The following is a 26325-nucleotide window of genomic DNA, read 5'->3' as shown; positions in this document are numbered from 1 at the left end:
GCTTTTGGCACGCTGATCGCGTTTAGCGAATACTGATGTAACAAAGCCCCCTGCCGAGACTCTCGACAGGGGGCTTTGACGTTTCGTGAACGGGCATCGCCGCCTCAGCCTCGGCTTGTCTGCTCATACAAACGCCGATGTTCGGCGTGCAGCGATGTCCATAGCGGCGCCATGCGGGCAATCAGACGAGGATCGAACTGCTTGCCGGATTCCTCGCTGAACAATCCGATCAGACGCTTCAACGACCAGCCCGGCTTGTAGGCGCGCGGCGAGGCCAGAGCATCGAAGACATCCATCATCGCGGCCACCTGACAATGCAGTGGCAAGGCCTCCCCGGCGGACCCGGCAGGATAGCCCTTGCCATTCCAGCCCTCGTGATGGGTGATCGCCACTTGGCTGGCCAACGCTCTCAGGGGGCCGCGTAGAGAAAACAGCAGGCGCCCGCCATGACCGGCATGATCGCGCATCGTGACGCGCTCCTCATCACTGAGCGCACGCGGGGCATTCAGAAGCTCCGTCGAGATACCGACCTTGCCGATATCATGCAACAAGGCCGCGCTATGCAGGTCATGCAGTGGCACCTTGCGCTGAGCGGACGGCAACAGCCTTGCGTAGAGAAATATCGTCAGCCCCGCCACCCGCCAGGAATGCGCCAGGGTATCGCCATGATGACGCTGAAGGAGACGCGCCAGGGCCAGAACTCCGGGTTCGAGCGACTTCGCCCCAGGGGGCGGCTTTGAGAGGTAATCCGGCAAGCAGGCATCACTGGCGGGCGCGAATCGCGTCGCGCACAGGGCATTTTTCATGGGGGCTCCCTGTTCAATCTGCCTATCAAGGGTCGTGAGTCATCAGGGGGCTCATGATCGATGCGCCAGATAGGGTCGCATCAGCCTAGAATGACGAACGCCTATTTGTCGTTCGTTTTTTGGATTTGTGTTTCACATCCGTCTCGCAAGCTCGGGCCTTCGTATCCGCTTCGAAGACCAGCTCTTCCAAGACCCTACACTTGCTAAAAAGGGCTTGCTAAAAAGGACTTGATAGAAAGTACTTGATAAAAAGTGCCTAGTGAATATTAGGCGATAATAATGACGTGCCTCAATGTTTCCTTCATCAAATCTTTACCTTATTCGTATTGCAGCATGACGCATACAGCGCTCAGAGACGCGCGCATATCATCTCGCGAACCATTCAAGCAGATGCTCGATCAAGCGCACCGTACGCAGCGGACGATGGCGCTCACGATGATAGATCAATGACAACGGTACATCCGCCGGCTGCCATTCACTCAGCAATTCCTGCAGCTCCCCTCGCGCAAGGGCGGATTCACAGTAGAGCCTTGGCACGCGAATGATGCCGTTGCCGGCAATGGCACCACTGACCAGCACATGCCCGTTGCGGCACTCAAGCTGACCACCGACATCCACCTGCAACTCTCGAGGCTCTGCCCCGCGCGCGGTGAAGGACCAGCGCGAGACCGAGCCGACCAGGCAGCGGTGATCCACCAGCTCACCAGGCGCATTCGGGGCGCCATGACGGGCGAGATAGTCTGGGCTGGCCACCACCACGTAGGGCAATGTCATCAACGGACGCGCGATGAAATCGGCATCCTCGAGGGCGCCCATGCGCAGCGCGATATCGAAATCATCACGAATCAGATTCACGCGATGACTGCTGAAATCCAGCTCCACCTGCACTTGCGGCCACGTCTGCATGAAGGCATGCACGGCGGGCGCCAGTAGCCGCTCACCGATCGGCCCGCCGACGCTGTTGATGCGCAGCCTCCCGCGCATGGCGTTACGCTCTTCACGCACCAGCGTCACGATCTGCGCCATGTCGCCCAGCGCACTACGACATTGCGCGTGGAGAAGATGACCACTCTCGGTGAGCCGCAACGAGCGAGTGGAACGCTGCATCAAAGTCACGCCCAGCAGCTTCTCCAGCGCGGTGACCTGCTTGGACACCTGTGAACGCGATACGCCCAACGTCTCGGCGGCCCGGGTGAAACTGCCGTGATCCGCTGTCATGACAAAGGCACGGATATCGGCAAGGGGAAGCGAGTCGAGCATGTGAAGCTCTCCGGACAGTAGTGACATCGAATGAAGGAAGAGACCCTCGAGACGTCAGTCTATCAGCCAATCCGATTGAATCAGCGGCAGGACCCGATACGTCAGGCCCCGATATCGAGTCGTCGCAACGCATCAGGGGCGCATTGGAGCGCCCCTGGTCCACGACAGTTGCCTGTCGTCCCCTCTTCATAAAGAGCAATCAGCTCATAAAGAGCAATCAGCTCATAAAGAGCAATCAGCGGTGTTACCAGCCCACGCTGGCCGACAGGGTGATTTCCATCGGATCGCCTACCAGTACGCGCGTGTCACCACCGCTGCCGTAGTAATAGGCGGTATCGAACAGATTCTTCGCATTGAGCTTGAATTCGGTGTCCGGACCGAAGAAGTCATGACGCCAGCCGACGAAGGCATCCGCGACGGTGTAGGCATCCATCGAGAAGCTGTTGTCGTCGTCACCTTCACGCTCACCGACGTAGCGCACGCCACCGCCGACACGCCACTCGCCGTAGGACGGATCAATCGCCAGATCATGTGCCAGATAGAGGCTGGCCGCGTTGAGCGCCGCATTCGGCAGACGATTGCCCTCGGTGCCTTCGGTATCCTCCAGCACTTCGGTATCGGTGTAGGCATAGCTGAACAGCAAGGAAGTACGATCCGTCAGGGCGCCTTCGAGGCTGAACTCCAGGCCTTGCGAGCCGGCTTCACCGATGGTGCGCGTGGTGCCGTTGTCCGTCACCGCCACGTTTTCCTTGCGGATCTGGTAGAGCGCCACGGACGTCGCCAGACGCGGATTCCACTGACGCTTGTAACCGATCTCATAGCCCTTGCCGAGCTCAGGGTCGAGGCTCTCGCCACTGTCGCTGTCGCTGCCGTTGGGCACAAAGGATTCGCTGTAGCTGAGGTACGCGGAGCTGGCATCGTCGATGCGATACAGCAGGTTCGCGGAGGGCAGGAACAGGTCATCGCTGTAATCGGGGTCAGACACGAAATCCTCGCCCTGCCCGCTCTGCTGATCAAACCAGGTGTAGCGCCCGCCAAGGCCCAGAATCCACTTGTCACTCAGATACCAGCGGTCGCTGACATAGACCCCGATGGCCTGACTCTCGTCGAGACGATTGCTGCGCGAGGTGTTGATGTCGTCGGAGGTCACCTGGGCCAGCTGGCCGTGATTCACGTCGGTGACGGTGGAGACCGTGACGGAGTCGCCGAAATAGCGCTCATCCAGATAGTCGCGGGTGGTCTCATAATCGGCACCGATGACCAGCTGGTGACGCTGCCCCGCTATCTCGACATCACCCATGGCGTCCAGCGCCGTGTAGTGCTCGCTGCGTTCATAGCCCTGGTTCTCTTCGGCGCGCACGGTCACATCACCGCTATCGCTGACATTCGTGACGTTGGCGCGCGCATCGCTGTACTGACGACGCGTCCAGCCATAGGTCAGCTTCATGTCCCAGTTGTCGGTGACTTCCTGCTTCCACCAGGCATTGACGGACTCGTCATGGCCATAGACGCGGTTCCAGGATTCATCGAAACGCGTGCCACGCGTGACGTTGGCGGCGCTGCCGTTGTAGAAGACGGTGCCACGATCGATATCCAGCTCGTAGTCCTGATACTCGTAGCTGATCTGGGCGCTGCTGTACTCGCCCTCCCAACGCAAGGACGGGGCGATGGTGGTGCGGCGGTCATTGCCGTACTCGCGCCAGGAGTCTTCATCCTCATGCGAGAGGATGAAGCGATAGGCCAGGCCGGTATCCTCGATGGGACCGGTGGTGTCCAGGGTGGTATTGCCACCGCCGAAGGAGCTGACTTCACCGCTGATCTCGGTGTGCGTCTCGTACTGCGGACGCTTGGTGACCATGTTGATCACGCCGCCGGGGTTCTGCTGGCCCTGGAAGAGCGATGACGGCCCCTTGAGGACTTCGACGCGGTCCACCGTCGCCGTGGTGTAGGTACGGCGCGGCTGACGGATGCCATCGATCAGCATCGAGCCATCGCTGTTGCTGCCGAAGCCTCGCTTGACGAAGCCGTCTTCGGTGCCCCCCAGCGTATTGCCCAGCTGAATGCCAGCCACCGGCTGCAGCGACTCTTCCAGGTCATCGAGATTGAAGTCGTGCATGACCTGCCGGGTCACCACATTGATGGTGCGGGCCTGCTCGAGAAACTCCACCGACTGCTTGTTGGCAAGGCTTGAGGCCTCTGCACGGTAACTGCCCGGCGCCACTTCCGATTCCCGCTGGCCGGTGACCACCATCACCGAGCTTGCGACTGCCGAGGCGTCCTGTGCCGACTCACCTGCCGCCAGTGTGGTACTCGGCAATGCCATGAGGCTGAAGACCAGACAGGAAAATGGCCCCTTGCTCTTGCTGACGGTGCTCTTGCTGACGGTATTCTTATTGACGACGTGGTTGCGAGAATGACTTGGCACCTGGAACCCTTCTATGTGATGTGCCAGCGTCCTGCTGAATCAACATCTCGCCCTGTATTCGACAGAGCATGGCCATGACTGACGCCCCCTGCGCCAGCAAATTGAGCGCGAATGATAATCTTTAGCATAAAGTGTCGCAACGTTATCTCGAGAATCCAGCCAGCAGGTGGCCGAAATCATCGCCATTGGTCGTGATGAAAGCAGTCTCTTGCGCTCAAGGGTAAGATGACGCTCCTCATTGAGGAGCACTCGTGGGTCGCCGAGCCATCAAAGGGGGTGACGAGCGGGACAATGCTGCAGGACATTGACACAGGGAGAATGAGCGCTCTACCCTGTAGAGGTAGAACAAATGCTCTCCCTGAAATCTTCGACGATGGTCCTTCCATGATTCAGCACGACATCGCCGCTCGCCTGGAAGCCCTCTTCAGCCAGCGTGGCTTCGCAGAACCCAGTGTGTCAGAGCTCAAGGCTGCCTCTGGCGTGAGCCTACGCACCCTCTACCGACATTTTCCTTCCAAGGAAAGCATGGTCATCGGTGCCCTCCAGCATCGCCATGAGCGCTACCTCGCCTTTCTTGAGGACGAGGTGCCCAGCGATGGCGCCGCTGCGCTCAGTCACCTTTACCGACGACTGGGCCACTGGATGAAGCACGAAGCCCCCAATGGCTGCATGTCGATCAATGCGTTGGCGGCCTTTCCTGACAATCGTGACGTCAGTGATGCCGTCACCCGTCACAAGCGGGAAACCCTCCATTGGCTTGGCACGCGCAGTCGCCGCGAAGATCTCGCCAACGAATTGTTCCTGATTCATGAAGGGGCATCCTCGGCCTGGCTAGTACTGGGCGACACAGCGATCGAAGCGGCACTATCCACCACCCTCACCCTCCTGGGAGAACCTCGCAAATGAGCACTGTATCCACACGCCATGACACCATGCACGGTATCTATCTGACCGGCCACGGCGGCCCGGAGGTGCTGGAAGTGCTGGAAGTGCGCGACGACATCCCCCGTCCGGTTCCCGGCCCGCGCGACGTACTGGTGCGCGTCGGGGCTGCTGGCGTCAACAACACCGACATCAACACACGCCTGGCGTGGTACTCCAAGGGCGATGGCGGCTTCGCCGAATACACCAAGGTGGCAGCACGCCATGCACACCCCATCAAGAGCGCACTGAGCGATGTGGAACTGGCCTCATTCCCATGTTCCTACTCCACCGCCGAGAACCTGCTGACACGCACGCAGCTTGCCAAGGGGGATCGCGTGTTGATCACCGGCGCCTCAGGGGGGGGCGGCTCTGCAGCCGTTCAGCTCGCCAAGGCACGTGGTGCTCATGTGATCGCCATCACCAGCGCTGCCAAGGCAGAGTCGCTGCCCAGGCCGTCTTCCAGCAGAAAGGTCATGTGGGCAAGGTCGTGCTCAAGGTTTGCCAGGACTGAGTCAGTTTCCTCAGGGACTGATGGCCAGAATGCAAAAGGGCTACCCGATGGGTAGCCCTTTTTGATTGCCAGACAGCGGCAACTTCACAAGACATTAGACATTGGGTCTTGAGGGTCAGTCGGCGCGCTTGTCTTCGGTATTGGTGTCGAAGTCACTCGCCGAATGGCGTTCGATCAGCTGCTCATGCGGCTCCCCCCAGAAACGATTGACCATGCGACCACGCTTGACCGCAGGACGCTCGGCAATCGACTTGGCCCAGCGCTGCACATGGGGGTAGTCCTGCACGGAAAGGAACTCGGCAGCGTCATAGAGCTTGCCCTCGGCAAGCGCGCCATACCAAGCATAGATGGCGATGTCCGCGATGCTGTATTCATCACCCGCGATGTAGGCATTGTCAGCCAGCTGACGATCCAGCACGTCCAATTGACGCTTGGTCTCCATCGCGAAACGGTTGATCGGATACTCCATCTTCTCCGGGGCGTAGGCATAGAAGTGGCCAAAGCCTCCACCCAGATACGGCGCGGAGCCCATCTGCCAGAACAGCCAGTTCATGACCTCGACCCGCTTGGCCGGCTCCTTGGGGATGAGCGCGCCGAACTTGTCCGCAAGATGCAGCAGGATGGAACCGGACTCGAAGACACGCACAGGCGTGTCGCCACTTCTATCCATCAGCGCGGGAATCTTCGAATTGGGATTGATCGCGACGAAGTCACTGCCGAACTGATCGCCATCACCGATGCGGATCGGCCAGGCATCATATTCCGCACCGGAATGTCCGAGCGCCAGCAGCTCCTCGAACATGATGGTGGCCTTCACACCGTTCGGTGTCGCCATGGAGTAGAGCTGGAAGGGATGCTCCCCGACCGGCAGCTCCTGGTCATGCGTCGGTCCGGCAATAGGCCGATTGGTGCTGGCAAACTTGCCGCCACTTTCACTTTCCCATGTCCAGACCTTGGGTGGCTGATAGCTGTCGCTCATACCCTTGACTCCTTGGCATCCTGTTGAAGCTTCAAGACTTCGATGGCGTCAGAAACGTCGGTGTTGTGGCGCTCTGACTCGGTAGCCCAGTTATGACGGTCAGACGCTTGTGACACAAGGGGATGAAACGACGAAAGTTTGTTGCTAACATGCCACCAGTTTTTGGGGAGTAGCCCGCTCTCGTTACCCAACGAGAGTCTCGGTTGTCAACATCGTCGGCAGGCATTGCCGTGGCACCGAGGACCCACCTATCCAGATCATGCCCATGATCGGTCAGGACAAGGTTCGGCGAGACCAATGACAGTCAGACGCTTCCGGCCGGTGGTGTCTCGCTGTTATTGACTCGTAACCGGCCTGGAACTTCCTGACACATGCCTATGCTATCGACATTCCTGCTCGCCTTTTCCATGTCCTGCGACGCCTTCGCTGCTGCCTTGTGCAAGGGTGCGGCCATTCGACGGCCGTCCCTGAAAGATGCCCTGCGCATCGGCCTCATCTTTGGCGTCATCGAAGCCATCACCCCCATGATCGGGTGGCTGATCGGTCGCTCATTGGCCGTCTACGTCGAACAGTGGGACCACTGGATCGCCTTCGCTCTGCTGTTGCTGCTCGGTCTCCACATGATTCATGAGGGGCTCTCCAAGGACGAGGAAGATGAGGATTGCAGCACGCCGCAATCGTTGCCCCGCCTGATGCTGACTGGCCTTTCCACCAGCATCGATGCCATGGCCGTCGGTGCCGGGCTTGCCTTTGCTGGCGTGAATATCATCACCACTGCGCTGGCGATCGGCACCGCCACCTTCGTGATGGCCACCACCGGTGTGATGCTCGGGGGCGTATTGGGCAAGATGGTCGGCAAGCGCGCGGAAATCATCGGTGGCCTGGTGTTGATCGGCATCGGCACGACCATCCTGCTGGAACACACCGGCTATCTTGGCTAAGGCTTTCCCCAGCAGGCCAGAGCCCCCAGCAAGGGGGCTCTGGCCCGACCAGTCCCTGCCCCTGGCGATGGATGCATCTCCGCGTTCCGCCAAGGGTCCCTTGAAAACCCTGACAATGGCGTCATTCAAGAGGGACATGTGGCGTATCGCACATCTTGATATCCAACAGGGGAGCCAGATTGCATGTATACACGCAAGCTTCATCCAGGTAGTGAATTTCCGGCCATCCAGGTCCAGCGCCACGATGGCGAAACCCTGACGCTCGGCAAGCCCCAGAGCGAGCATGATTGGCAACTGGTGGTCGTCTATCGCGGCAAGCATTGCCCGATCTGCACCAAGTTCCTCAACAAGCTGACGGAATATCGTGAGCGCTTCAGCGCACAAGGCGTGGATCTCGTCGCCGTCTCTGCCGACAGCCAGCAGCAGCTGAACGAGCACCTCGAATCTCTGGATCTCAATTTCCCGATTGCCGGTGGCCTGACGGTAGAGCAGATGGAAACGCTGGGGCTGTTCATCTCCACGCCACGCAGCGAGAAGGAAACCGATCACGATTTCCCGGAGCCGGCCTTCTTCATCGTCAATGGCGAAGGCAAGGTCCAGATCGAAGAAGTCGCCAATGCGCCCTTCGTACGTCCTGACCTGGACACGCTCATCGGGGGTATCGAGTTCATCCGCAAGCCGGACAACCACTACCCGATTCGCGGCACCCGCGATTACGGCTGAACCTTTCAGGGTTCAGGTCGCGCAGGAAAGACGCCCCGCAGCCTTGGTGCTGCGGGGCAGCTTTGTATCAGGGCCTTCAAACCTGCCCTGTATCGTTGATCACTCTTTCCTCTTTCTTTAGGCTTCCTTTCGCCACTCTCTCCTTCCCCCTCCCTTCTTTGATCATCCCGCTCTTACCTCAATCTGTCCTTGCCTCACTCCGCTTGACAAGCCAGAAACGCACCTCGAATAGAAAGCACGAAAAAATCTTGATCCCGTGACATCCAGACGGGAAAGGCCAGCGTTATGAGCAGTGCAAGGGAGACAACGACACACCTGCAACCGCTAGCTGAACCTTATCTGTCTACGGAGTCGTCAAGATGAAAACAATCGCTTGTATCTCTGGTATTTTCGCTGCCCTCGCAATGAGCCCGATGGCTCAAGCCATGGAAATTCCCGAAAGCGTCACGGTGCCGAAAGGCAATGACGTCGCCATGGAAACTGTTGGCGTCGGCAAGATCAAATGGGCCTGTGAAGCAAAGGATGATGGCACCATGGGCTGGGTCTTCAAGGGGCCGGATGCTGCGCTGAATGATGCTGATGGCAAGCAGGTCGGCAAATACTATGGTCCGCCCGCCACCTGGGAATCCATGGATGGCTCCAAGATCACCGGCACACAGCTGGCGGTAGAGCCCAACGGCAAGGGCAATATTCCGCTGCAGCTGGTCGAGGCCAATCCGGCCGAAGGTGAAGGGCATATGCAGGGCGTCACCTATGTGCAGCGCCTCAATACCCAGGGCGGTGCCGCTCCTGACATGGCCTGTGATGATGCCCACAAGGACAAGGTCGAAATCGTGATGTACCAGGCCGATTATCTGTTCTACAAGGCCATGTAATCTTGAGCCAGAGATAAAGAAGGTTCACCACTCGATGTCGTGTGACAGAGCGCATTGACACAGGGAAGGTGAGATCATGAAAAGCCCCGACATGCAGAAGCATGTCGGGGCTTTGTCGTCATCAATCCCGACAGAAGATGGATGATTGCGCCTGGATTTTTTGATCAATCCCGTCTGGCGACAACGGCGCCATGGCGAAGACAGACAGTCTCCCATTCAAGTGCAAAAGCCGTGAGTCTGATTCTCCCGGGCAGTGAGAAAGCTTCTGAGCCGGCGAGCTGCCGTCAGACCAGCGCCAGCATCGTATAGGGCGCTTCACAGGAATGGCGCTCGTCGCGTTCATCCACACTGCCCAGCTCGTGGTTGCGATCATTGTCATAGACCACGAACAGCCGTTCGCGATCCAGTACCGCAAGCCCCTCCGCCTTGTGCTCGAACTCCAGCACGCGACCATCCTCATGCGTCACCAGCGTCGGGGATTTGCCTGCATGGAAGTCAGCCAGCGACAGCACCCACAGATAGCCCCCAATCACCTCTTCACTGCCCTGCTCGGTCTCGAAGCTGGTCACCAGATAGAGGCGTGCGTGATAGGGGTCATATTCCAGGCTCGAAAGACCACACTCGTGATTCACGCCCTCATATTCGGCGGGATCAAAGGCATAGACGTCGTGAAGGTCCTCGATGAACTCGATATTGTCACTGTCGGTCATCGCATAGCGCGCCCCGATGACGCGACGCACGTACGCGAAGTCATCATGCGAGTTGCCTTGTTCGCGCACCCCGAACAGGATCAGCCCATCGCCCTTGTCACTCGGGACGACCGCCAGCCCTTCTATCTTGTAGTACGGCTTGCCAATGGCCGCTTCCAGCTTCTGACGAAATTCCAGTGAGCCCTCGACCCCATCACGTGGGTCCGGGTCGACCACCTGCACCTTGTCCGGCTCACCCAGCGGCCAGATCAACAGGTGATTGTAGGCATTCAGGGCATGGCTCTCGCTGTCGATGCGATCAAACCCGGTGGTTGCCAACATGTGACGGCCATCGGTGGTCAGCGCGAAGTCTTCATACTTGACCGCCTGACGAATCAGCGGGGTGGTCAGATACTCAAGCTGACGGTCATCTGGCCCACTGGAGTCCAGCGGCAATGAGAAGACGGCTGAACGCCCCTCACCCGGAATCGGCTTGTCACTCGCCATCAACAATCGCTCACCGTCATAGGCCACGGCGGATATCTCGGCATTCACCAGCTTGCCATCCTCATCCTTCAAGCCTGCCGGAAAACAATGGATCGTGCCCTGTTGCGTGATACGTACCTTCGCCATCCGTTGCTCCTCGAAACGAAACATCATGACAATGGGACAGGCCAGGCTGGATTGAGTTCGAGGCAATGCACGCCGCCTTGTGACAGGCTGTCTCAAGTCCACGGCCAGAAACAGCCTCAGGGGCGTACCCTGAAACTGAGACAGAAGCAGAAAAGCATCTGCCAGAATCCACAACGCCCCGCGAGACTCCATTAGGCAGGAATCTCGCGGGGCGTTGGGTTCGCATCAATCATCGCACCTCATGACGCTGAATCACGCGCATGTCATCGGTGTACGGCTCACACTTCCTTGGCCGGCGCCGCCAGCACCGCCTCGTGATTGCCGCCTCCAACGGCTGCGCCCTGCTTGCGAGAGCTGCGTGCACGCCAGGTAATGGAGATGGCCAGCACCACCAGCATCGCCCAGGGGTAAGGGGTGAAGAAGGACGCCATGGCACTCGGCGCCGCGACGCCCGCCTCGGTGGCACTGGCAGTGATCACCTGCTGCCAGACTGCCACCGCGATATGCCAGGGCAGCAGGAAGAAGACCGTGCAGACGGCGCAATCCATCAGGTTGGCACTGCGTTCCGGCGCGATCCCGAACTTCTCGGCCAGCTTGCGCACCAGCCCGGGGCCGACCAGCAACAGTGCTGGCGCATTGGCGGACAGCGGTATAGACGCCGCGACTGTCACCGCCACGATGCCTGTCTCGGCCCCCGTACGCGACGTGATCAAGCTGTCATTGGCCTTGTCGAGCAGACGACGCATCAGACCAGCATCCAGAATCACCTGCGTCAGTGCCAGTACCATCAGGGCGAACAGCACGGCGCCGGTCACCGAGGCGATGCCGTTCTCGATCAAGCCGGTGCTTTCACCGCGCTGTGCCGGCAGCGCAAAGATATCGCCCAGACTGATGGCGCCGATCACGAGAGCACAGAGCATGGCGACCAGATTGCCGAAGAACATCGCCTCGATGATATGGCGGCGCTTGAGGGCCAACCCGACCACCACGGCCAGAGGCAACAGCATGACAAGGCCGAGCGCATTTCCTGATGCCAGCGCAGGCACTTCGGTCAGCGCCGCCTTGCTGCCACCTGCCACCAGGAAGATCACCACGCAAATGGCAGCCGCGGACAGTGCCAGCGGCAGACGCGTGCGAATGACATCCGCGACCTGCGCCCCTTGGGTGAAGGACGACACGATGGTGGTATCCGAGACTGGCGAAAGATTGTCACCAAAGGCAGCACCCGAGAGCAGCGCCACTGCCAGCATCGTCGGGTCTGCGCCCAGCATCACACCAGCCGGATACAGCACGGGGCCAAGACCAATGACAGTGCCCACGCTGGTACCGGTGCCCAGCGAGAACACCATGCAGATGGCGAAGGCGAGCACCACGAAGACGCCACCCGTGGCGCCCATCGAGGCACCAATCCATTGCAGGCCATCGATGAGCCCGCCTGCCATCATCAGCTTGCCGAATACCCCGGCGAGCAGCCATAGGGCAATGATGGCGGTCGCGGTGTGATTGCCCATGCCACGCAGCAGGCTCTCGCAGTAGGCCGAGCGATCACGACACAGAAAGAGCCCGACCCCCATCGCCAGCCAAGCGCAGGCCCAGAAAGGCTGGGTGCCCGCACGCTCGAATACCGAGAGGTAGATCAGCCCCGCCACCAGCACCATCAGCGGCACCAGGGCGCCCACCACACCACCCCGAAACACCAATTCATTCGTGTTCTGTTGCTGCATATTCCTGTCCCTCACACGCGAGTCTTGTTATTGGAGTCTCCCTACCTGGCGGGCCTGCACATGACGGCCCAAGCCCCCGCCAGATAGCCACAGGCTATGCGAACCACTTGCGTGACGACCAATGCCAAAATCGGTGGCAAACGATTACTTTTGCACATGACCAAGCAATCTCTCTGCCAAATATTAGAAAATCAGTAATTTCACATACCAAAGCAATGACAGACCAGTGATCTGTCAGGGTGCTGCCGCATCAATCAGCGTTGCCACAAGGAAGTGTTAGAGAGAAAGAGTCTTGGTGAGAGACAGTCTTGGCGAGAGGTGTCAGCTGCAAAAGCTCGTCGGGCCGGGGCCTAGAGGCAGAACACGGCTCTACATGTAACTCGACACGCGCCGAAATACCTGCCCCTGCAAAGGCTTGCAGGGGCGTATGCGGACAAATGCAACGCCGGGATGATGATCGTGGGTGAAGCCAGGACTGACGCCAGCGCCGCGCGAAAACGCTAGCGTGTATGATCGGCAGGTGCTCGATAAAGGGGCACGCCTTAATCCTCTGCGCCGTCTTCATCAACCGATGAGTCAGCGGGCAATCAATGCATCACATTGCGAATGAAGCGCAGCATGTCAGTGCCGGTGTTGCGGTAGGCATAAGCCTGGTCACTGGGATAGACGTGAAAATCGCCGGCGCGAATGACGATGTCCTCGCGTTCCAGCGTCAATGTCAGCTCTCCCTGGGTGACCACCAGCATCTCGTGCCAGCCGGCATCATCTGGGGCGGAGTCGTAACGCTCGCCGGGGGCCAGAGTCCAGCTCCATAACTCGACTTCCTGTGTGGCCGGCTTGCTGGCCAGCAGTACGGCTCGGCTCTCTGGTGCCTTGCCGACCCAAGCCACCTCATTGATACGTGCCGAATCCTCGCTTTCCGGGGGCTGCACCAGCGCGTAGAAGAGCACCCCGAGCGCCTCGGCGAGCTTGTCGAGCGTGCCGAGGCTCACATTGACGTCACCCTTCTCGATGTTCACCAGCATCCGCCGACTGATCTCGGCCTGATCCGCGAGTGCCTGCTGGCTCAGCTCGGCCGCCAGCCGCAGGCTGCGGACGTTGGCCGCGACGTGAACCAGTACATCAGGTCTCTGATTTTCGTTGTGCAATATAATGCGCATCCGTACAATCTTGCCGACGACGAGGAAGTGGGGGCATAACGCCCGGCCCGCCTCCTCCCTTGCTACCTCACTGCCCACGAATCATGCCGCATGTGTGGCTGACTGACCATGCCCATCACCCACTGGATCACTCAAGGAGACCCCCATGTCCGTTGCTGTCGCAGCCTCCTCTTCTCGTCTGTGGCCTGTCGCCATGTTGCTGGTCGCCATGTGCTCGATCCAGAGCGGTGCTTCGCTGGCCACTTCCCTGTTCCCGATGATCGGTGCCGCTGGCGCGACGGCGATTCGTCTGATCATCGCCTCCGTTCTGTTGCTGGCCATTCTGCGCCCATGGCGCAAGGCAGTGACACGCAAGGCATGGAAGTCCATCACCCTCTATGGTGTGGCGCTGGGCGTAATGAACCTGCTGTTCTACCAGGCCCTCAAGACGGTGCCGCTGGGTATCGCCGTAGCACTCGAGTTCACCGGCCCGCTGGCCGTGGCACTGTTGAGCTCGCGTCGTTGGCTCGACCTGGGCTGGGTCGCGCTGGCCATCATCGGACTGGTACTGCTGTTGTTGCTGGGGGAGGACACCGCCGCGCCGATCGACCCCGTCGGAGCCGCTTTCGCCCTCGGCGCCGGCGTGTGCTGGGCGCTCTACATCCTATTCGGCCAGAAGGCCGGGGCAGGCAACGGTACTCAGAGTGCCGCGTTGGGCATCACGATCGCGGCGGTGGTGGTCGCGCCCATCGGCGTGATGGAGGCGGGCAGCGCCATGTTCTCACTCGAGATATTGCCGCTGGCCTTGGCCGTCGCCGTGCTCTCGACCGCCCTGCCCTATACGCTCGAGATGATCGCTCTACCGCGCCTGCCGACCCATACCTTCGGCACCCTGATGAGTCTGGAGCCGGCCGTGGCGGCGCTGTCCGGGCTACTGTTCCTCGGCCAGACACTGGGCCTACTTCAATGGCTTGCCATTGGACTGGTGATCACCGCCTCGGTTGGCACGACGCTGACCGGTCGGCGCACGGACGTCTTCGACGCCCCGATACCGGACTGAACAACGTGTGAGTCATGGTCGTTTCTCATGGCCCAGCGTGGTATATCGTTCTTTCCTTCATCACGTCCCATGAAAGCAGGAGGCAGCCGATGACCTTGCAGCGTTCACCGTCCTCACCCCCCACCGCCCTGCGCGCCACCGTGCAGATGGGAATCTGGTTCGGGCTGAGCTTTCTCACTGCCGCCATCGGTGCACTGGCTTCGGTAGATGCCAAGGCCTTCTACGCAAGCCTCACTCAGCCCGCCTGGGCACCTCCGGCAGGCGCCTTCGGACCAGTCTGGACGGCGCTCTTCGTGATGATGGCACTCGCCGCCTGGCGGGTCGCGCGCGACGGTCTGCATGCCAGCAACGGTTTCCGCTCGCGCCATCGTCTGGCGCTCGGACTCTTCGTGGTGCAACTGATCGTCAATGCCCTGTGGAGCTGGCTGTTCTTTGCCTGGCATCTCGGTCAGGCGGCCTTCATCGATGTGCTGGTGCTGTGGACGCTGATCGCCATCACCATGTTCACCTTCTGGCGCATCAATCGCTTCGCCGGGCTGTTGATGCTGCCCTATCTGGCATGGGTGACGCTGGCCAGTGCGCTGACCTGGTCCGTCTGGCAAGCCAATCCCGCCTTGCTGGGGAGCTGAGCGCTGCGCACCGTGAGCCTCTCGCCCTGACGAACACACCAGATACGCCAACGCCCGGCCGAGACTCCTGCAGAGTGTCGGCCGGGCGTTGGCGTATGAAGCACTGTCTTTTGAATCGTCCTCTTGCTGTCGCGACCCTGCCGCCATGGGCTCTGATGAGTGATCAAAGCTGCTGACGCGCCTTCAAGCGACCTTCCTCCACCACCAGCACGCGATCCGCGACCTTGCGCAGCAGCGCCGCATCATGACTGACCAGCACCAGCGCCGTACCCTGCTCGCGCACCATCTTCACCATGCAGGCGATCACCTCCTGCTGGACCAGCGGGTCGAGGCGTGAGGTCGGCTCATCGGCGAACACGAAGCGCGGCTTGATCAGCATCAGACGCAACAGCGCGAAACGCTGCAGCTCGCCACCCGAGACCTGTCCCGGCAGACGCGAGAGCAATTCCGGCGCCAAGCTCAGTTGCGCCATCAGCTGCGGCAACTGGCTGTCATCGAGACGATGGCGTGCGCTGAGATCCTTCAGCAGGCGGCCCAGTGTCCGGCGTGGCGGGAAGGTCGCCACGGGGTCCTGATAGAGCTTCTGAAACTCAAGCATCTCGGCGCTGCGCACCACTTTCCCTGAATACGGAGCCAGCAGGCCGAGCAGCGCATCCCCCAGCGATGACTTGCCGCAGCCTGACGCACCCTGAATGCCGATGATCTCACCGCCCTTCACGCTGAGCTCCACGTCACGCAGCAACGAGGTGCCCCCGCGCGCGATGGTCAGACTCTCGGCACGGAGGATGGCCTCGCCTGCCGCCTTGCCATCACGGCTTGCACTGTCCGCTGCCGGCTTGAAGGCGGCCTCCGGCCAGGCCTGCGGCGCGGCATTCACCAGGCGCCGGGTATAGGCATGTGTCGGCGCGGCCAGCACGTCACGGGTCGCGCCCTGCTCGATCACTTCGCCCTTGCGTACCACCATCAGGCGGCCGCCGATCTGGTGCGCCAGCGCCATGTCATGAGTGATGACCATCAAGCCGGCACGCGGTGTCTCGGCCAGTGACTTGAGCAGCAGCTCGCCGATCTCGCTGACGCGGGCGGCGTCCAGCCCCTTGGTCGGCTCGTCGGCGATCAACAGCGGCGCGCCGCCGGCGCGGGCGGCCGCGAAGGCCACACGTTGCGCCATGCCACCGGACAGCTTACCCGGCAGCTGCTCGCCGGCGGCAGCGACACCAAGCTGCTCCAGATCACTGCGCGCGGCCGCATGAGAGGCCTGCGCCGAACGCCTCGCGACCAGACGATATGCCTCACTGACCTGACGAATCACCTTCATCAGCGGGTCCAGCGCCAGCCAGGGCTCCTGGGGCAGTACTGCCAGACGGCGACCCCAGAGCGGGCGACGATTCTCTGGCGTGTGCAGAGGATATTGCTCGCCGTCGAGCCACAGGCTGCCGGAGGCCACAAGCTCCTGAGGCAGCGTGCCCAGCAGGGCCTGAGCCAGCAGGCTCTTGCCGGAGCCTGTCTCGCCGATCACCACCAGCGGCTCTCCCGGCTTGAGCGCAAGCGAGACAGGCGCCAGCAGTGCCGTCTGCGCGCCGCGGACCCGCACGCTCACGTCCTCGGCGCTCAGCACCACATCATCCGTCGTTACCCCATGCCGCGCGTGAGAGGCAGGCGTGGTCATCGTCGCGACATTCATGGGCGCGCTCCTTCGAGGGTGTCAGCGGCGGTTGACGTTCTGGCCTTGCTGCCGGACATCAGCAACAGTCCCAGTAACAGCAGGAAGGTGACCAGCACCGGCGTCAGCAGCGCGAACGGCGCTTCACGCCAGTACGGCAACAGCTCGACCATCATGGTGCCCAGCTCCGGCGTGGGCTCTGGAATGCCGACGTGCACGAAGCCCAGCGCGGCAATCGCCATCAGGGCGTTGGCCATGCCGAAGGCCATCGCCGTCATCATCACGGGGGCCATTTCCGGCCACAGGTGATGACGAAAACGGTACCAGGCCCCGAAGCCCAGCAGACGGCTGGCCTCGACGCCGGGACTCGCCAGCACGCTGCGACCGGTGGCACGTGCCAGGCGGAAGAATTCCACCCACAGCACCAGCGACAGGCCCAGCCACAATGCCAGCGGCGTCGACGGCAGGATGACGCTGACCATCAGCACCAGCAGCAGCCCCGGCAATGCCAGCAGGCTATCTGCCACCAGGCTCAACAGGCGCTCGGCCCAGCCACCGCGTCCCGCGGCCAGCAGGCCCAGCGAGATACCCGAAAACGCCGCCAGAATCACCGCCCCCGCGGCAATGGAGAGCGACAGCCCGAGCGCCGCCACCAGGCGGTGATACAGGGAGCGCCCGAGATGGTCATAACCCAGCGGGGCGCTGGTGATCACCTCACCGGCGTCAGAGACACCGACGGCATCCGCGCCCTGCAGTGCACGATAGAGATGCTGCTCCAGCGGGTCTCCCGGTATCACCAGATTGCCCAACAAGGCCAGCAACACGAGGCTCGCGACAATCGCGGCCCCGATCACCCGGCGCAATGGCCAGTCAAGACGTGGACGACGCACGGCATCCACGCGCTGCGGCGCAGCCCCTTCCACCACCTGATTCATTTCACACCCCGTGGGTCCAGTTGGCGACCCAGCAGATCGACCAGCAGATTGACCAGGACAAAGCCGACGCCCAGCACCAGGGCGGTGCCCTGCACCATCGGCACATCGCGCGAGAAGATGGCGTGGACCAGCGCATGGCCGATGCCCGGCCAGCCGAAGATGCTCTCGATCACCACCACCCCTTCCACCAGGGTCACGAACTGCAGCCCCAGATAGGTCACCAGCGGCAAGGCCACATGGCGCAGGCCGTGACGCCAGAAGGTCTGGGCGTTGCTGAGGCCCTTCCAGCGTGCGAAATCATGGAAGGCCGTCTGGGTGATAGCAGCCATGGCATCGCGTGCCAGGCGTGCCGATACCGCTGCCAGCCCGAGCGCCAGCGTCATCGCCGGCAGGATGAAGTGCTGCGGCTCACCATGACCGGCGGCCGGCAGCAGCCCCATCTCCACGGAGGTCAGCAGGATCAGCACCAGCGCCAGCAAAAACTGCGGTGTGGCACGCAGCAGACTGCAGACGGCCAGCAGGCTACGGTCCAGCCAGCCACCGGCACGCAGACCGGCCAGCAGCCCCAGCGGCGGGCCGATCAACAGCGAGATGCCCAGCGCCGCGCCGGCGAGTGACAGGGAGTTGCCCAGCTGATGACGAATCTCCACCCACACCGATTCCCCGGAAATCAATGAAGTGCCCAGCTCCAGGCGCAGGATATCGCCCAGCCAGTAGAGGAAGTGCAAGCCGCCTTGTGCCTCGAGGCCCAGCTCGGCGCGCACCGAGGCCGCAGCGGCCGCATCCAGCGCGTCATAGCCATAGCGACCGGCCGCGATACGCCAGGCGGCATCGCCGGGCAGACTCTGCATCATCAGATAGCTGGCGCCGCCGACCATCAGCATCACCATCAATAGCTGCAACAGACGTGAAGGGAGATTCATGGTGCCCACCGCAATTCTGAAAGGCCGAAACTACGCTCCCAGGGGTCTACCTGAGCGCGTTGCAGTCGATGGGAGATCGCCAGGTTCTGGTAGTACCAAGCGATGGGGATCACGGGTAATGCCTGCTGGATCACGCCACTGGCCTGCGCTCGCGGGTCCTCACCTTCGGGCGTGGGGCCGTAGCCCTCGCGTGCCATGCGCTCAAGCTCTGCGGTGAAGTCCGCATCGAACCAGCCCATCGCGCCCCAGTCGCCACCGGGGGCTTCAGGCGTTCCCGCGTAATCGCTCAGCACGTTGCCGATGGGGTCCGGCACCATGGCCAGATTGCGCGCGAACAGCGCCATGTCGAGGCTGCCGTCATGATGACCGGCCGGAATCGCCGAGAAATTGGTGATATCGAGGCGCGTCTGGATGCCGATGGCGTGGAACTGACGCTCCAGCACCGTGGCGACCAGCGGTAGCTCCGGACGGTCCGAGAAGGTGATCAGGCTGATCGCGAGGCGCTGACCGTCCTTTTGACGAACGCCATCCTCGCCGACGGTCCAGCCAGCGGCGTCCAGCAATGCACGCGCTTCAAAGACATCCTGATGGAGCTCGGGCAGCGCGGGGTCATGCCAGCCTTCCACCATCGGCGGGAACAGCTGGCTGGCCCCGCGCGGATATCGCAGCACGACCTGCGCGATGGCGGTGCGATCGATCGCCAGGCTCAAGGCACGCCGCACATCAGGGTCCTGGAAGGCCGGATGATTGGCGTTGACCTTCAACAGCATCGTGCGCGGCGTCGCGGCCGCCGCCAGGGTCACGCGCGGCGACTGGGAGAGACGCTGACGACTGGCGGGGTCCAGCCCGTAGGTGAAGTCGGCATCTCCGCTCTCGGCGATCAATGCCCTGCCCTCGGCGCGACTGACCGCCTGATAGCGCGCCTGGCGCACCTCGGGCTGCTCGCCCCAGTAGTCCTCGAAGGCGGTGACTTCGAGGCTCAAGGGCGGCGTCATGCGCAGCATGCGATAAGGGCCGGTACCAATGACCTGCTGGGCAGTGCCTGACTCATCGAAGGACGCCGGTGCCAGAATCTGCTGGCGATAATCGGCCAGATAGGCGGGCAACGCGGCGAAGGGCTCGCTGAGGGCAATCACCAGCGTATGGTCATCTGCGGCGACGATCCGCTCGATTGGCACTGACTTCAAGATGCCCGGCTTGGCACGGGCGATCTCGAGACTCTGACGCGCGACTTCGGCATCCAGACGGCTGCCATCATGGAACTGCACGCCGGAGCGCAGCGTGAAGCGCCACTCCAGGCCGTCATCCGAGACCTTCCAATCGATCGCCAACCCCGGCTGAAGCTCTCCCGTGGCATCCACCTCGACCAATGCCTCGACGACCTGCATGCGCTGGAAAAGGATACCGCTGAGCAGCGGGTCCGCTCCCTTGATGTCAAAGGGCGCGACGATCTCCAGACGACGCGACGTCGCCTGCTCATCGCCCGAAGACTGAGCGGATGCCTTGACGGCCTGAGGCATGCCAAGACCGAGCACCATGAGCGTCATTCCCAGCCAGCACGTGATCTGCTCAGCCACGGGCCGGGAATGCCTTGCAGACCTGGAAGGATCAGCCGACACGGGAGCTGTCAGAGAGCGGAAAAGCGACTTGTACCATCGCCGTTCAGCGTCAGGAGGCCTGAGCCTGCTCAGAGGGTGGACCATCGTCATTGCGCATCCTGTCAAAAAGACATGTTCGCTGCCGTCAGACAGCGCGGGAAAAGCGCAATGTTATAGTATAACGAACCAGCTTTGGCAATCCCGAGCGGCATCTGGTACTGGACAGGCATTCACTTGTCAGGCTGTCCTGAAAACCTGAAGATAGTGCGCTTGAATTAGCACTCACTAACTGACTGGATGGTCGGCCTGCAGAAATTGCAACGTGACGGATGCTACTCCCTGACATAACTCTCAAAAGAATCGGAAGGATCATGGATGATCTCAGCATTTCCCCCATCTACGACACACCTGCCAACCGCTACCTGAATGCAGCGGCGCACCGGCTGAGTTGTGGCAACATGCTCGCGACCTACAAGCGTCATGGTTTCCATTGGGATGCAGAGCAATTCGAGGAAAAATGGCAGGAAAACAAGAACTTCGCCGTGCGCCTCAATGGCGAATGGATCGGCTTCATCAGCCTCAAGTCGCTGAACGACATGGTGTATCTGCGTGACCTGCAGCTGGTGGCCCAGTGGCAGGGACGCGGTATCGGCTCCACCTGTCTGAGCTGGTTGATCGATTGCCTCAGCAAGCGTCAGCCCCACGACACCCTCCTGCGGCTTCGGGCCTTCTCCGACAGCCCGGCCATCGCCCTGTATGAACGCCATGGGTTCGTGAGACTCGAGGAGCCCTTCACCCCGACGCGCGCGGGAGGCATCATCGCCATGCAGCGCAAGGTCAAGACGGGGGCCAGGGCCATGACAACCAGTGAGATGTCTTCGCCCCCTCTTCGCCATGACGCCATGGCAGAAAGCTCGGCAGCGTCTCTGCAATGACAAAAAAACCGCCCGGTCTCATGACCGGGCGGTTTTGTTTGCTCTCTGGGATGGCGCCCGTCACCCCGCTTGGGCATCGGGGCTGGCCATCTCTCAGCGCGCCAGGAAATCCAGGATATAGCGCACGGTTTCTTCGGGCTTCTCGTCAGTGACCCAGTGACCGGCGTCCTTCACCCAGATCAGCTCGGCACCCGGGATGGCATCTGTGAGCATCGGGGCGTAATCCGGCTTCTGGAAGTTGTCCTTGTCGCCCCACAGCACCAGAGTCTTGATCTCGATATTCTTGAGCTCACCGGCGATGGCCTGGGTGTACTCCTTGTTGAGACGACGCATGTTGCGGAAGAAGGCTGCCTTGCCTTGCTCGCTGTTCCACTGGGACACGTAGCGCTCGACCATCTCTTCGGTCGCCACCGCCGGATCATGCACACCACTGGGCATGAAGCCGCGCATGGTGCTGATGAATTCCTCGACGCTGGTCGCTTCCTCGACGCCCGGCTCCAGCAGCTGCTTGAACTCCGGAATCGGCCAGGAATCGAAGCACACGCTGTCGATCAGCACCTGGCGACGAACGCGCTCGGGGTGGTTGACCGCCATCAGCTGACCGATACCCCCACCGATATCATGCGAGACGACATCCGCACTCGCCACACCCAGCGCATCCATCAGCTTGATGAAGATGCGTGTCTGGGCATTGATGGAAACATCAGCACCCACCGGCATGTCCGACTCGCCATAGTTGAGCATGTCCGGTGCGATGACCCGGTAATGTCTGGCCAATTCCGGCATCACATCGCGCCACATCAGCTTGTTGGTCGGAATGCCGTGAATCAACAACAGCGGCTGACCTTCCCCCATTTCCTTGTAGGCAATGCGGTGACCTTCGATCATCGCATAACGGGTTTCCAGGGCTTCCATTGTCACGTTGTCGTGGCTCATTGCTGACCTCCTTGCTTGCTCGATTCTCAATCACGGCCTCGGCGATCTCGATTGCCGAGCCTTGTGCGCCGTGAATGTGGAGCCACCGTACGTATTCTTGAGCAATCACTCAACCTCTTTTTTGATCAATCACTCAAAATACGTTTCAATAGCCGCAATCTTCAAAGGGAAAGCCCAATGGCCCGTGTCATCAACCGTAGTCTGCTCGATCTTCGCCGCCTGACCATCAATCTGGTGACCTACCCCGAGGGCCACAGCGTGATGCGCCATAACGACCCGATGGGTAGCGGCAGCTACTACAAGCTCAATATCGTGCTCAAGAAACCCCGCCAGGGCGGTGTCTTCGAGACCGATGGCAGCATTTTTTGCCTCACGGACCGCGTGGTGTTCTTCCGCCCCGACCTTCACGAACACAGCGTCAGCCGCATCGAGCGCGGCAAACGTGTGCTGCTGAGCATCGCCTTGCACGCGCCTTGGCGGTGATCCGCAGTGAGACTGCGCTCGAGAGTATTGAAGTGAAAGCGGATAGTAAAACAGATGGCGGGTAGCGCCTGGCGACAAAAAACGCCAGTCAGCAATCGCTGACTGGCGTTTTTTCCCACCTGAATCCAGGCCAATAACTACGTGCTCAACAATGAGCTGCCTCGGCTATCGCATCCGGTCCAGCCCGACGCGATAGCGGGCAAAGCCCATCTCGTCCTGATCTACCAGCGTCATCGGATAGACCGCCTGGGCATCGATGAACTGCTGCGCATCCTCGCCGGGGGCGGTGGTGAAGCGAATGTCCAGCGGGGTGTCCGTGTCGATCGCGGCCAGACGCCAGTTGTGATCCGCCGCAGGGTCCACCGCGCCCTGCTGCTGCGTCTGTCGCGAGATGTACTGGGCCAGAATGCTGCGATTCTCGTCCGGTGACGCGAAGGCGACATGCGACTCTCCGGTGCCGGGGAAGTCCTCGCCGTAGGCGCGATAGTTGTTGGTCGCGAGCAGGAAGACATCGTCGTCCTTGACCGGCTCGCCCTCGTAGGCAAGCCCCTGGATACGGTGGGTATCGGAGTCGATCAGCGCGCAATTGCCGTCATAACGCGCCGGCTGCGTGACATCCACCTGATACTCGACGCCGTCGATCACATCGAAGTTGTAGCTGCGGAAACCTTCCCAGTTGATCAGGGGCTGGGGCGTGGCGAGATTCGGGTCAATGCGATGGAACTGCCCGGCACTGCACTCTAGCCATTCCCGCACTTCCTTGCCGGTAACCTTGAGCGCCACCAGCGTATTCGGATAGAGATAGAGGTCGGCGGCATTGCGGAAGCTCAGCTCGCCGGCCTCCATCTCGGTGAACTGGGTCGGGTCATTGTGACGGCCACCGACCTTGAACGGCGCGGCTGCCGAGAGAATCGGCAAACCTTCCAGGTCCGGGTCGCCTTCGACGAAGCGTTTGACGTAATCAGCCTGGGCACGATTGACGATCTGGATCGTCGGGTCGTCCTGCACCAGCGCCAGATAGCTCTTCATCGCCGCACTGGCGCGACCGATGCTGCGGTTGACGTACTCCCGCGTGGCGCCGTGCTCATGCTCGACCAACGCCGCCAGTTCGGCATCTTCCCCCACCTGCGCCTCGCCACCCACCTGAATCGGGCGTGCCTCTGTCTGGCCACTTACCACCCGCCACTGGCCCGAGTCATTGCTCAGTTCGAGATCCATCACGCCCACATGGCTGCCCCAATGCCCCGGCATCATCGCCGGCACCCCATTGAGGGTGCCCTTGGCGATATCGGCCCCCGGCACCTCAGCAAATTCCTCGCTGGGGAAGACCGCATGGGCATGCCCGAAGGCGATGCCATCGATGCCTTCCACCTGCGAAAGGTAATACACCGAATTCTCGGCCATCACCCGGTAAGGGTCAGTCGAGATGCCGGAGTGTGGGATGGCGATCACCACATCCGCGCCCGCCCGGCGCATCTCGGGTACCCAGCGCCTGGCGCTCTCGGTGATGTCCTCGGCCGTCAGGCGGCCCTTGAGGTGCTTGCGATCCCAGGTCATCACCTGCGGCGGCGCAAAGCCGATATAGCCGACCTTCACTGTCTGAGCGTTGCCCTCACTGTCGGTGAAGGCATGGGGGGTGATCTGATAAGGCGTGAAGTACGGCTCGCCGGTCGTGGCGTCCAGCAGATTGGCGTTCACATAGGGGAACTGCGCGCCGGAAAGCGCCCGTTCGAGATACTCGAGCCCGTAATTGAACTCATGATTGCCGATGTTGCCGACATCGTAATCCAGCTGATTCATGACCTTGTAGGCCGGGAAGACATCACCCTCCTCGAGACCTTCCGCCGCCATGTAATCGCCCATCGGGCTGCCCTGAATGAGATCTCCGTTGTCCAGCAGCACGCTGTTGACCACCTCGGAACGCGCCTGCTGGATCAGGCTCGCCGCCCGCACCAGGCCGATGCGCACGCTGGGACGATCCTTGTAATAGTCGTAATCCATCACGTTGGCGTGGATGTCGGTGGTCTCGATCACGCGCAGTGACAGCGTCGCGGCATTGGCTGGCTGAGCGATCATCACGATACCCCCAATGCTGGCCAGACCGAGGATGGCTGCCCGCAGGCGACGCATTGCACACGGACGCCGAGTGTTCCCCGCAGCCTCTTTGGTACCAGAGGCCGGCTGACCTTTCCTTCCGGATGATGCATTCGCCATCTCTCACTTCCTTGTCATGGGGGGATGTTCCTGTAGCCCTTCAGGGCAACGCTCCATTATTCAGATGCCGACGCCTCAGGCAACTGGCGGTCCCTGCCCGCCAGCCAGCCGATCCCCGCCATCAGCACACTGAGGGAGGCACACACCATCAATGCCAGCTGCCAGTCACCCTGCCGATCGTAGAGCGCCCCGATCAACGGCGGCCCCATGGCCGCGAGCAGATAGCCCAGGGTCTGCGCCATGCTCGACAGCGACGCCGATTGCATGGCATCGCGCGCTCTGAGCCCCATGAACGACAGGGCGAGAATGAAGCTGGCACCGGAGCCCGCGCCCAGCAACAGCACCCACACCAGCGCCCACCCCGGCATCAGCCACAGCCCGATGAACCCTGCCAGCGACATGCAGGGCGTCGCGAAGGCGATCAGGCGTTGATCCTTCAGGCGCGGCATCAGAGGCACCAGAATCAGCCCCGGCAAGGCTGAGGCCAACTGCAGCAGGCCATGCAACGATCCCGCCTTTTCCGGGGAAAAGCCGTTGTCCGCCAGCATGCTCGGCAGCCAGCTGTTGACGGTATAGAACAGCAGCGAATTGATCCCCATGAACAGCGTCACCTGCCAGGCCAGTGGCGAGCGCCACACGGCTGCCTGACGCACCGGACCCGCGGCACCCTTCTCGACTTCCTTCGCCGCCGGCAGGGAGCGATGTGACAACTGTGGCCACCACATCACCATCGTCATCAATGGCAGGATGACCACGATGAGCATCGCGAATTGCCAGCCATCCGGACTGTCCTGCGCCAGCGGCACCATCACCGCCGAGGCGATGGCGGCCATGATGCCCATGGTCAGCACATAGCAGGAGGTCAGCAGCGCGATGTGTCGGGGAAAGCTGCGTTTGACCAGACTGGGCAACAGCACATTGCCCACCGCGATGCCCGCCCCGATCATGGCGATCCCCACATAGAGCGCCAGCGTGTTGCCCTGCACCCGCAGCACGATGCCGGCGGCGATCGCCAGCAAGGCAAGGAATACACTGCGCTCAAGCCCCACATGACGTGCGAGACGGGGTACCCAGGGGGACACCACGACGAACGCCAACAGCGGCAGAATCATCAGCAACCCTGCCGCCGTGGCATTGAAGCCCAGCGCCGCCTGCAGCCGCTCAAGCAACGGTGCGATACTGGTAAAGGGCGCACGCAGATTCATGGCAATCATCAGGATGCCGGCGATCAACACGGCAGGATGGCTCAATCGCCGAACAGGAGAAGAGTGGCAGAGTTCAGTCATGAGACGCTCGCAGCGAACTTGGAACGGACAGATAGCG

The 26325-nt window shown here is 61.3% G+C and carries 23 protein-coding genes; 9 read left to right on the top strand and 14 right to left on the bottom strand.

The genetic code is table 11. The features are described from left to right. Positions 1–104 precede the first annotated feature (104 nt). From AC26AR_RS06950 to AC26AR_RS06940, 3 genes are all read right to left on the bottom strand, one after another. On the bottom strand, positions 105–806 hold the full coding sequence (locus AC26AR_RS06950) for an HD-GYP domain-containing protein (protein WP_488107779.1): 702 nt from the start codon (positions 804–806) through the stop codon (positions 105–107). Between the two features lie 366 nt (positions 807–1172). Then, positions 1173–2066: a LysR family transcriptional regulator gene (locus tag AC26AR_RS06945; protein ID WP_404625355.1), complete on the bottom strand. Its 894-nt coding sequence runs from the start codon at positions 2064–2066 to the stop codon at positions 1173–1175. 244 nt (positions 2067–2310) lie between these two features. Then, positions 2311–4389 carry a TonB-dependent siderophore receptor gene (locus AC26AR_RS06940; protein WP_488107778.1) on the bottom strand — a complete coding sequence of 693 codons (2079 nt, stop codon included), beginning with the start codon at positions 4387–4389 and terminating at the stop codon, positions 2311–2313. Between the two features lie 486 nt (positions 4390–4875). Between AC26AR_RS06940 and AC26AR_RS06935 the strand changes: the two genes are divergently transcribed. After that, positions 4876–5397 carry a TetR/AcrR family transcriptional regulator gene (locus tag AC26AR_RS06935; RefSeq protein ID WP_289864216.1) on the top strand — a complete coding sequence of 174 codons (522 nt, stop codon included), beginning with the start codon at positions 4876–4878 and terminating at the stop codon, positions 5395–5397. Beyond that, entirely contained in the window at positions 5394–5981 is a 588-nt protein-coding gene (locus tag AC26AR_RS06930) for an MDR/zinc-dependent alcohol dehydrogenase-like family protein (protein ID WP_488107777.1), read from the top strand. Before AC26AR_RS06935 ends, AC26AR_RS06930 begins: the two co-directional genes overlap by 4 nt. 60 nt (positions 5982–6041) lie before the next feature. Here the strand turns inward: AC26AR_RS06930 and yghU are convergent, their stop codons facing one another. After that, positions 6042–6905: a glutathione-dependent disulfide-bond oxidoreductase gene (yghU, locus tag AC26AR_RS06925; RefSeq protein ID WP_077376888.1), complete on the bottom strand. Its 864-nt coding sequence runs from the start codon at positions 6903–6905 to the stop codon at positions 6042–6044. Between the two features lie 371 nt (positions 6906–7276). Here yghU and AC26AR_RS06920 point away from each other — a divergent pair, with 371 nt between their 5' ends. The 3 genes from AC26AR_RS06920 (at position 7277) to AC26AR_RS06910 (ending at position 9444) form a co-directional block, all read left to right on the top strand. After that, positions 7277–7846 carry a manganese efflux pump MntP gene (locus AC26AR_RS06920; protein WP_488107776.1) on the top strand — a complete coding sequence of 190 codons (570 nt, stop codon included), beginning with the start codon at positions 7277–7279 and terminating at the stop codon, positions 7844–7846. 183 nt (positions 7847–8029) lie between these two features. Further along, positions 8030–8569: a redoxin domain-containing protein gene (locus tag AC26AR_RS06915; RefSeq protein WP_488107775.1), complete on the top strand. Its 540-nt coding sequence runs from the start codon at positions 8030–8032 to the stop codon at positions 8567–8569. A gap of 425 nt (positions 8570–8994) precedes the next feature. Then, positions 8995–9444 (top strand): DUF3455 domain-containing protein, encoded by a 450-nt coding sequence (locus tag AC26AR_RS06910; protein ID WP_255303242.1) that lies wholly within the window; start codon positions 8995–8997, stop codon positions 9442–9444. Positions 9445–9728: 284 nt separating this feature from the next. On the opposite strand, the gene AC26AR_RS06905 is transcribed toward AC26AR_RS06910, so the two are convergent. The 3 genes from AC26AR_RS06905 to AC26AR_RS06895 all read right to left on the bottom strand — a co-directional run bounded on the left by AC26AR_RS06905 (position 9729) and on the right by AC26AR_RS06895 (position 13650). After that, positions 9729–10766 (bottom strand): hypothetical protein, encoded by a 1038-nt coding sequence (locus AC26AR_RS06905; protein WP_404625343.1) that lies wholly within the window; start codon positions 10764–10766, stop codon positions 9729–9731. A 278-nt stretch (positions 10767–11044) separates the two neighbouring features. Next, a complete protein-coding gene (locus tag AC26AR_RS06900; RefSeq protein WP_488107774.1) occupies positions 11045–12490 on the bottom strand; it encodes a Na+/H+ antiporter NhaC family protein in 1446 nt (481 codons plus the stop codon). 587 nt (positions 12491–13077) lie between these two features. Next, positions 13078–13650, bottom strand: a complete 573-nt coding sequence (locus tag AC26AR_RS06895) for a helix-turn-helix domain-containing protein (protein WP_404625341.1) — start codon at positions 13648–13650, stop codon at positions 13078–13080. 145 nt (positions 13651–13795) lie between these two features. On the opposite strand from AC26AR_RS06895, the gene rhtA reads away from it, so the two are divergent. Beyond that, complete coding sequence (gene rhtA, locus AC26AR_RS06890; RefSeq protein WP_136937920.1) at positions 13796–14689, top strand: threonine/homoserine exporter RhtA; 894 nt, start codon at positions 13796–13798, stop codon at positions 14687–14689. An 89-nt stretch (positions 14690–14778) separates the two neighbouring features. Further along, the gene (locus AC26AR_RS06885) at positions 14779–15318 is read left to right on the top strand and encodes a TspO/MBR family protein (protein ID WP_077376912.1); all 540 of its coding nucleotides are present in this window, start codon (positions 14779–14781) and stop codon (positions 15316–15318) included. 163 nt (positions 15319–15481) lie between these two features. Here AC26AR_RS06885 and AC26AR_RS06880 read toward each other — a convergent pair whose 3' ends face one another. Genes AC26AR_RS06880 through AC26AR_RS06865 form a run of 4 tightly spaced genes read right to left on the bottom strand, consistent with a single transcriptional unit; the run spans position 15482 to position 20413 of the window. Continuing rightward, positions 15482–16999, bottom strand: coding sequence for an ABC transporter ATP-binding protein (locus tag AC26AR_RS06880; RefSeq protein WP_404625338.1), 1518 nt, complete (start codon positions 16997–16999; stop codon positions 15482–15484). Continuing rightward, entirely contained in the window at positions 16996–17913 is a 918-nt protein-coding gene (locus tag AC26AR_RS06875) for an ABC transporter permease (protein ID WP_175090251.1), read from the bottom strand. The genes AC26AR_RS06880 and AC26AR_RS06875 overlap by 4 nt, the downstream gene beginning before the upstream one ends. Continuing rightward, a complete protein-coding gene (locus AC26AR_RS06870) occupies positions 17910–18836 on the bottom strand; it encodes an ABC transporter permease (RefSeq protein ID WP_479399351.1) in 927 nt (308 codons plus the stop codon). Before AC26AR_RS06870 ends, AC26AR_RS06875 begins: the two co-directional genes overlap by 4 nt. Continuing rightward, positions 18833–20413 (bottom strand): ABC transporter substrate-binding protein, encoded by a 1581-nt coding sequence (locus AC26AR_RS06865; protein ID WP_488107773.1) that lies wholly within the window; start codon positions 20411–20413, stop codon positions 18833–18835. The genes AC26AR_RS06870 and AC26AR_RS06865 overlap by 4 nt, the downstream gene beginning before the upstream one ends. A 392-nt stretch (positions 20414–20805) precedes the next feature. On the opposite strand from AC26AR_RS06865, the gene AC26AR_RS06860 reads away from it, so the two are divergent. Next, positions 20806–21369: a GNAT family N-acetyltransferase gene (locus tag AC26AR_RS06860; RefSeq protein WP_175090254.1), complete on the top strand. Its 564-nt coding sequence runs from the start codon at positions 20806–20808 to the stop codon at positions 21367–21369. Between the two features lie 93 nt (positions 21370–21462). Here AC26AR_RS06860 and AC26AR_RS06855 read toward each other — a convergent pair whose 3' ends face one another. After that, positions 21463–22305 (bottom strand): alpha/beta fold hydrolase, encoded by an 843-nt coding sequence (locus AC26AR_RS06855; protein ID WP_254627159.1) that lies wholly within the window; start codon positions 22303–22305, stop codon positions 21463–21465. A gap of 177 nt (positions 22306–22482) precedes the next feature. On the opposite strand from AC26AR_RS06855, the gene AC26AR_RS06850 reads away from it, so the two are divergent. Then, positions 22483–22788, top strand: a complete 306-nt coding sequence (locus AC26AR_RS06850; protein WP_077376944.1) for a hypothetical protein — start codon at positions 22483–22485, stop codon at positions 22786–22788. A gap of 165 nt (positions 22789–22953) precedes the next feature. On the opposite strand, the gene AC26AR_RS06845 is transcribed toward AC26AR_RS06850, so the two are convergent. After that, positions 22954–24918 carry a bifunctional 2',3'-cyclic-nucleotide 2'-phosphodiesterase/3'-nucleotidase gene (locus tag AC26AR_RS06845; protein WP_175090255.1) on the bottom strand — a complete coding sequence of 655 codons (1965 nt, stop codon included), beginning with the start codon at positions 24916–24918 and terminating at the stop codon, positions 22954–22956. A gap of 140 nt (positions 24919–25058) precedes the next feature. Further along, positions 25059–26288: an MFS transporter gene (locus AC26AR_RS06840; RefSeq protein ID WP_175090256.1), complete on the bottom strand. Its 1230-nt coding sequence runs from the start codon at positions 26286–26288 to the stop codon at positions 25059–25061. Positions 26289–26325: the final 37 nt, after the last annotated feature.

It is taken from the genome of Cobetia sp. PS-4MA, from assembly GCF_057670765.1.
This window is presented reverse-complemented; position numbering and strand designations above follow the sequence as displayed.

Bases quoted from the DNA above. Each gene is read 5' to 3' on its own strand.
- AC26AR_RS06920 (WP_488107776.1), top strand. From the start codon at position 7,277: ATGCCTATGCTATCGACATTCCTGCTCGCCTTTTCCATGTCCTGCGAC.
- AC26AR_RS06940 (WP_488107778.1), bottom strand. From the start codon at position 4,389: ATGGCATTGCCGAGTACCACACTGGCGGCAGGTGAGTCGGCACAGGAC.
- AC26AR_RS06910 (WP_255303242.1), top strand. From the start codon at position 8,995: ATGGAAATTCCCGAAAGCGTCACGGTGCCGAAAGGCAATGACGTCGCC.
- AC26AR_RS06900 (WP_488107774.1), bottom strand. From the start codon at position 12,490: ATGCAGCAACAGAACACGAATGAATTGGTGTTTCGGGGTGGTGTGGTG.
- AC26AR_RS06855 (WP_254627159.1), bottom strand. From the start codon at position 22,305: ATGAGCCACGACAACGTGACAATGGAAGCCCTGGAAACCCGTTATGCG.
- AC26AR_RS06895 (WP_404625341.1), bottom strand. From the start codon at position 13,650: ATGCGCATTATATTGCACAACGAAAATCAGAGACCTGATGTACTGGTT.
- AC26AR_RS06905 (WP_404625343.1), bottom strand. From the start codon at position 10,766: ATGGCGAAGGTACGTATCACGCAACAGGGCACGATCCATTGTTTTCCG.
- AC26AR_RS06880 (WP_404625338.1), bottom strand. From the start codon at position 16,999: ATGAATGTCGCGACGATGACCACGCCTGCCTCTCACGCGCGGCATGGG.
- AC26AR_RS06945 (WP_404625355.1), bottom strand. From the start codon at position 2,066: ATGCTCGACTCGCTTCCCCTTGCCGATATCCGTGCCTTTGTCATGACA.
- AC26AR_RS06950 (WP_488107779.1), bottom strand. From the start codon at position 806: ATGAAAAATGCCCTGTGCGCGACGCGATTCGCGCCCGCCAGTGATGCC.
- AC26AR_RS06930 (WP_488107777.1), top strand. From the start codon at position 5,394: ATGAGCACTGTATCCACACGCCATGACACCATGCACGGTATCTATCTG.
- AC26AR_RS06935 (WP_289864216.1), top strand. From the start codon at position 4,876: ATGATTCAGCACGACATCGCCGCTCGCCTGGAAGCCCTCTTCAGCCAG.
- AC26AR_RS06840 (WP_175090256.1), bottom strand. From the start codon at position 26,288: ATGACTGAACTCTGCCACTCTTCTCCTGTTCGGCGATTGAGCCATCCT.
- yghU (WP_077376888.1), bottom strand. From the start codon at position 6,905: ATGAGCGACAGCTATCAGCCACCCAAGGTCTGGACATGGGAAAGTGAA.
- AC26AR_RS06875 (WP_175090251.1), bottom strand. From the start codon at position 17,913: ATGAATCAGGTGGTGGAAGGGGCTGCGCCGCAGCGCGTGGATGCCGTG.
- AC26AR_RS06845 (WP_175090255.1), bottom strand. From the start codon at position 24,918: ATGCGTCGCCTGCGGGCAGCCATCCTCGGTCTGGCCAGCATTGGGGGT.
- AC26AR_RS06870 (WP_479399351.1), bottom strand. From the start codon at position 18,836: ATGAATCTCCCTTCACGTCTGTTGCAGCTATTGATGGTGATGCTGATG.
- AC26AR_RS06860 (WP_175090254.1), top strand. From the start codon at position 20,806: ATGGATGATCTCAGCATTTCCCCCATCTACGACACACCTGCCAACCGC.
- AC26AR_RS06885 (WP_077376912.1), top strand. From the start codon at position 14,779: ATGACCTTGCAGCGTTCACCGTCCTCACCCCCCACCGCCCTGCGCGCC.
- AC26AR_RS06850 (WP_077376944.1), top strand. From the start codon at position 22,483: ATGGCCCGTGTCATCAACCGTAGTCTGCTCGATCTTCGCCGCCTGACC.
- AC26AR_RS06915 (WP_488107775.1), top strand. From the start codon at position 8,030: ATGTATACACGCAAGCTTCATCCAGGTAGTGAATTTCCGGCCATCCAG.
- rhtA (WP_136937920.1), top strand. From the start codon at position 13,796: ATGTCCGTTGCTGTCGCAGCCTCCTCTTCTCGTCTGTGGCCTGTCGCC.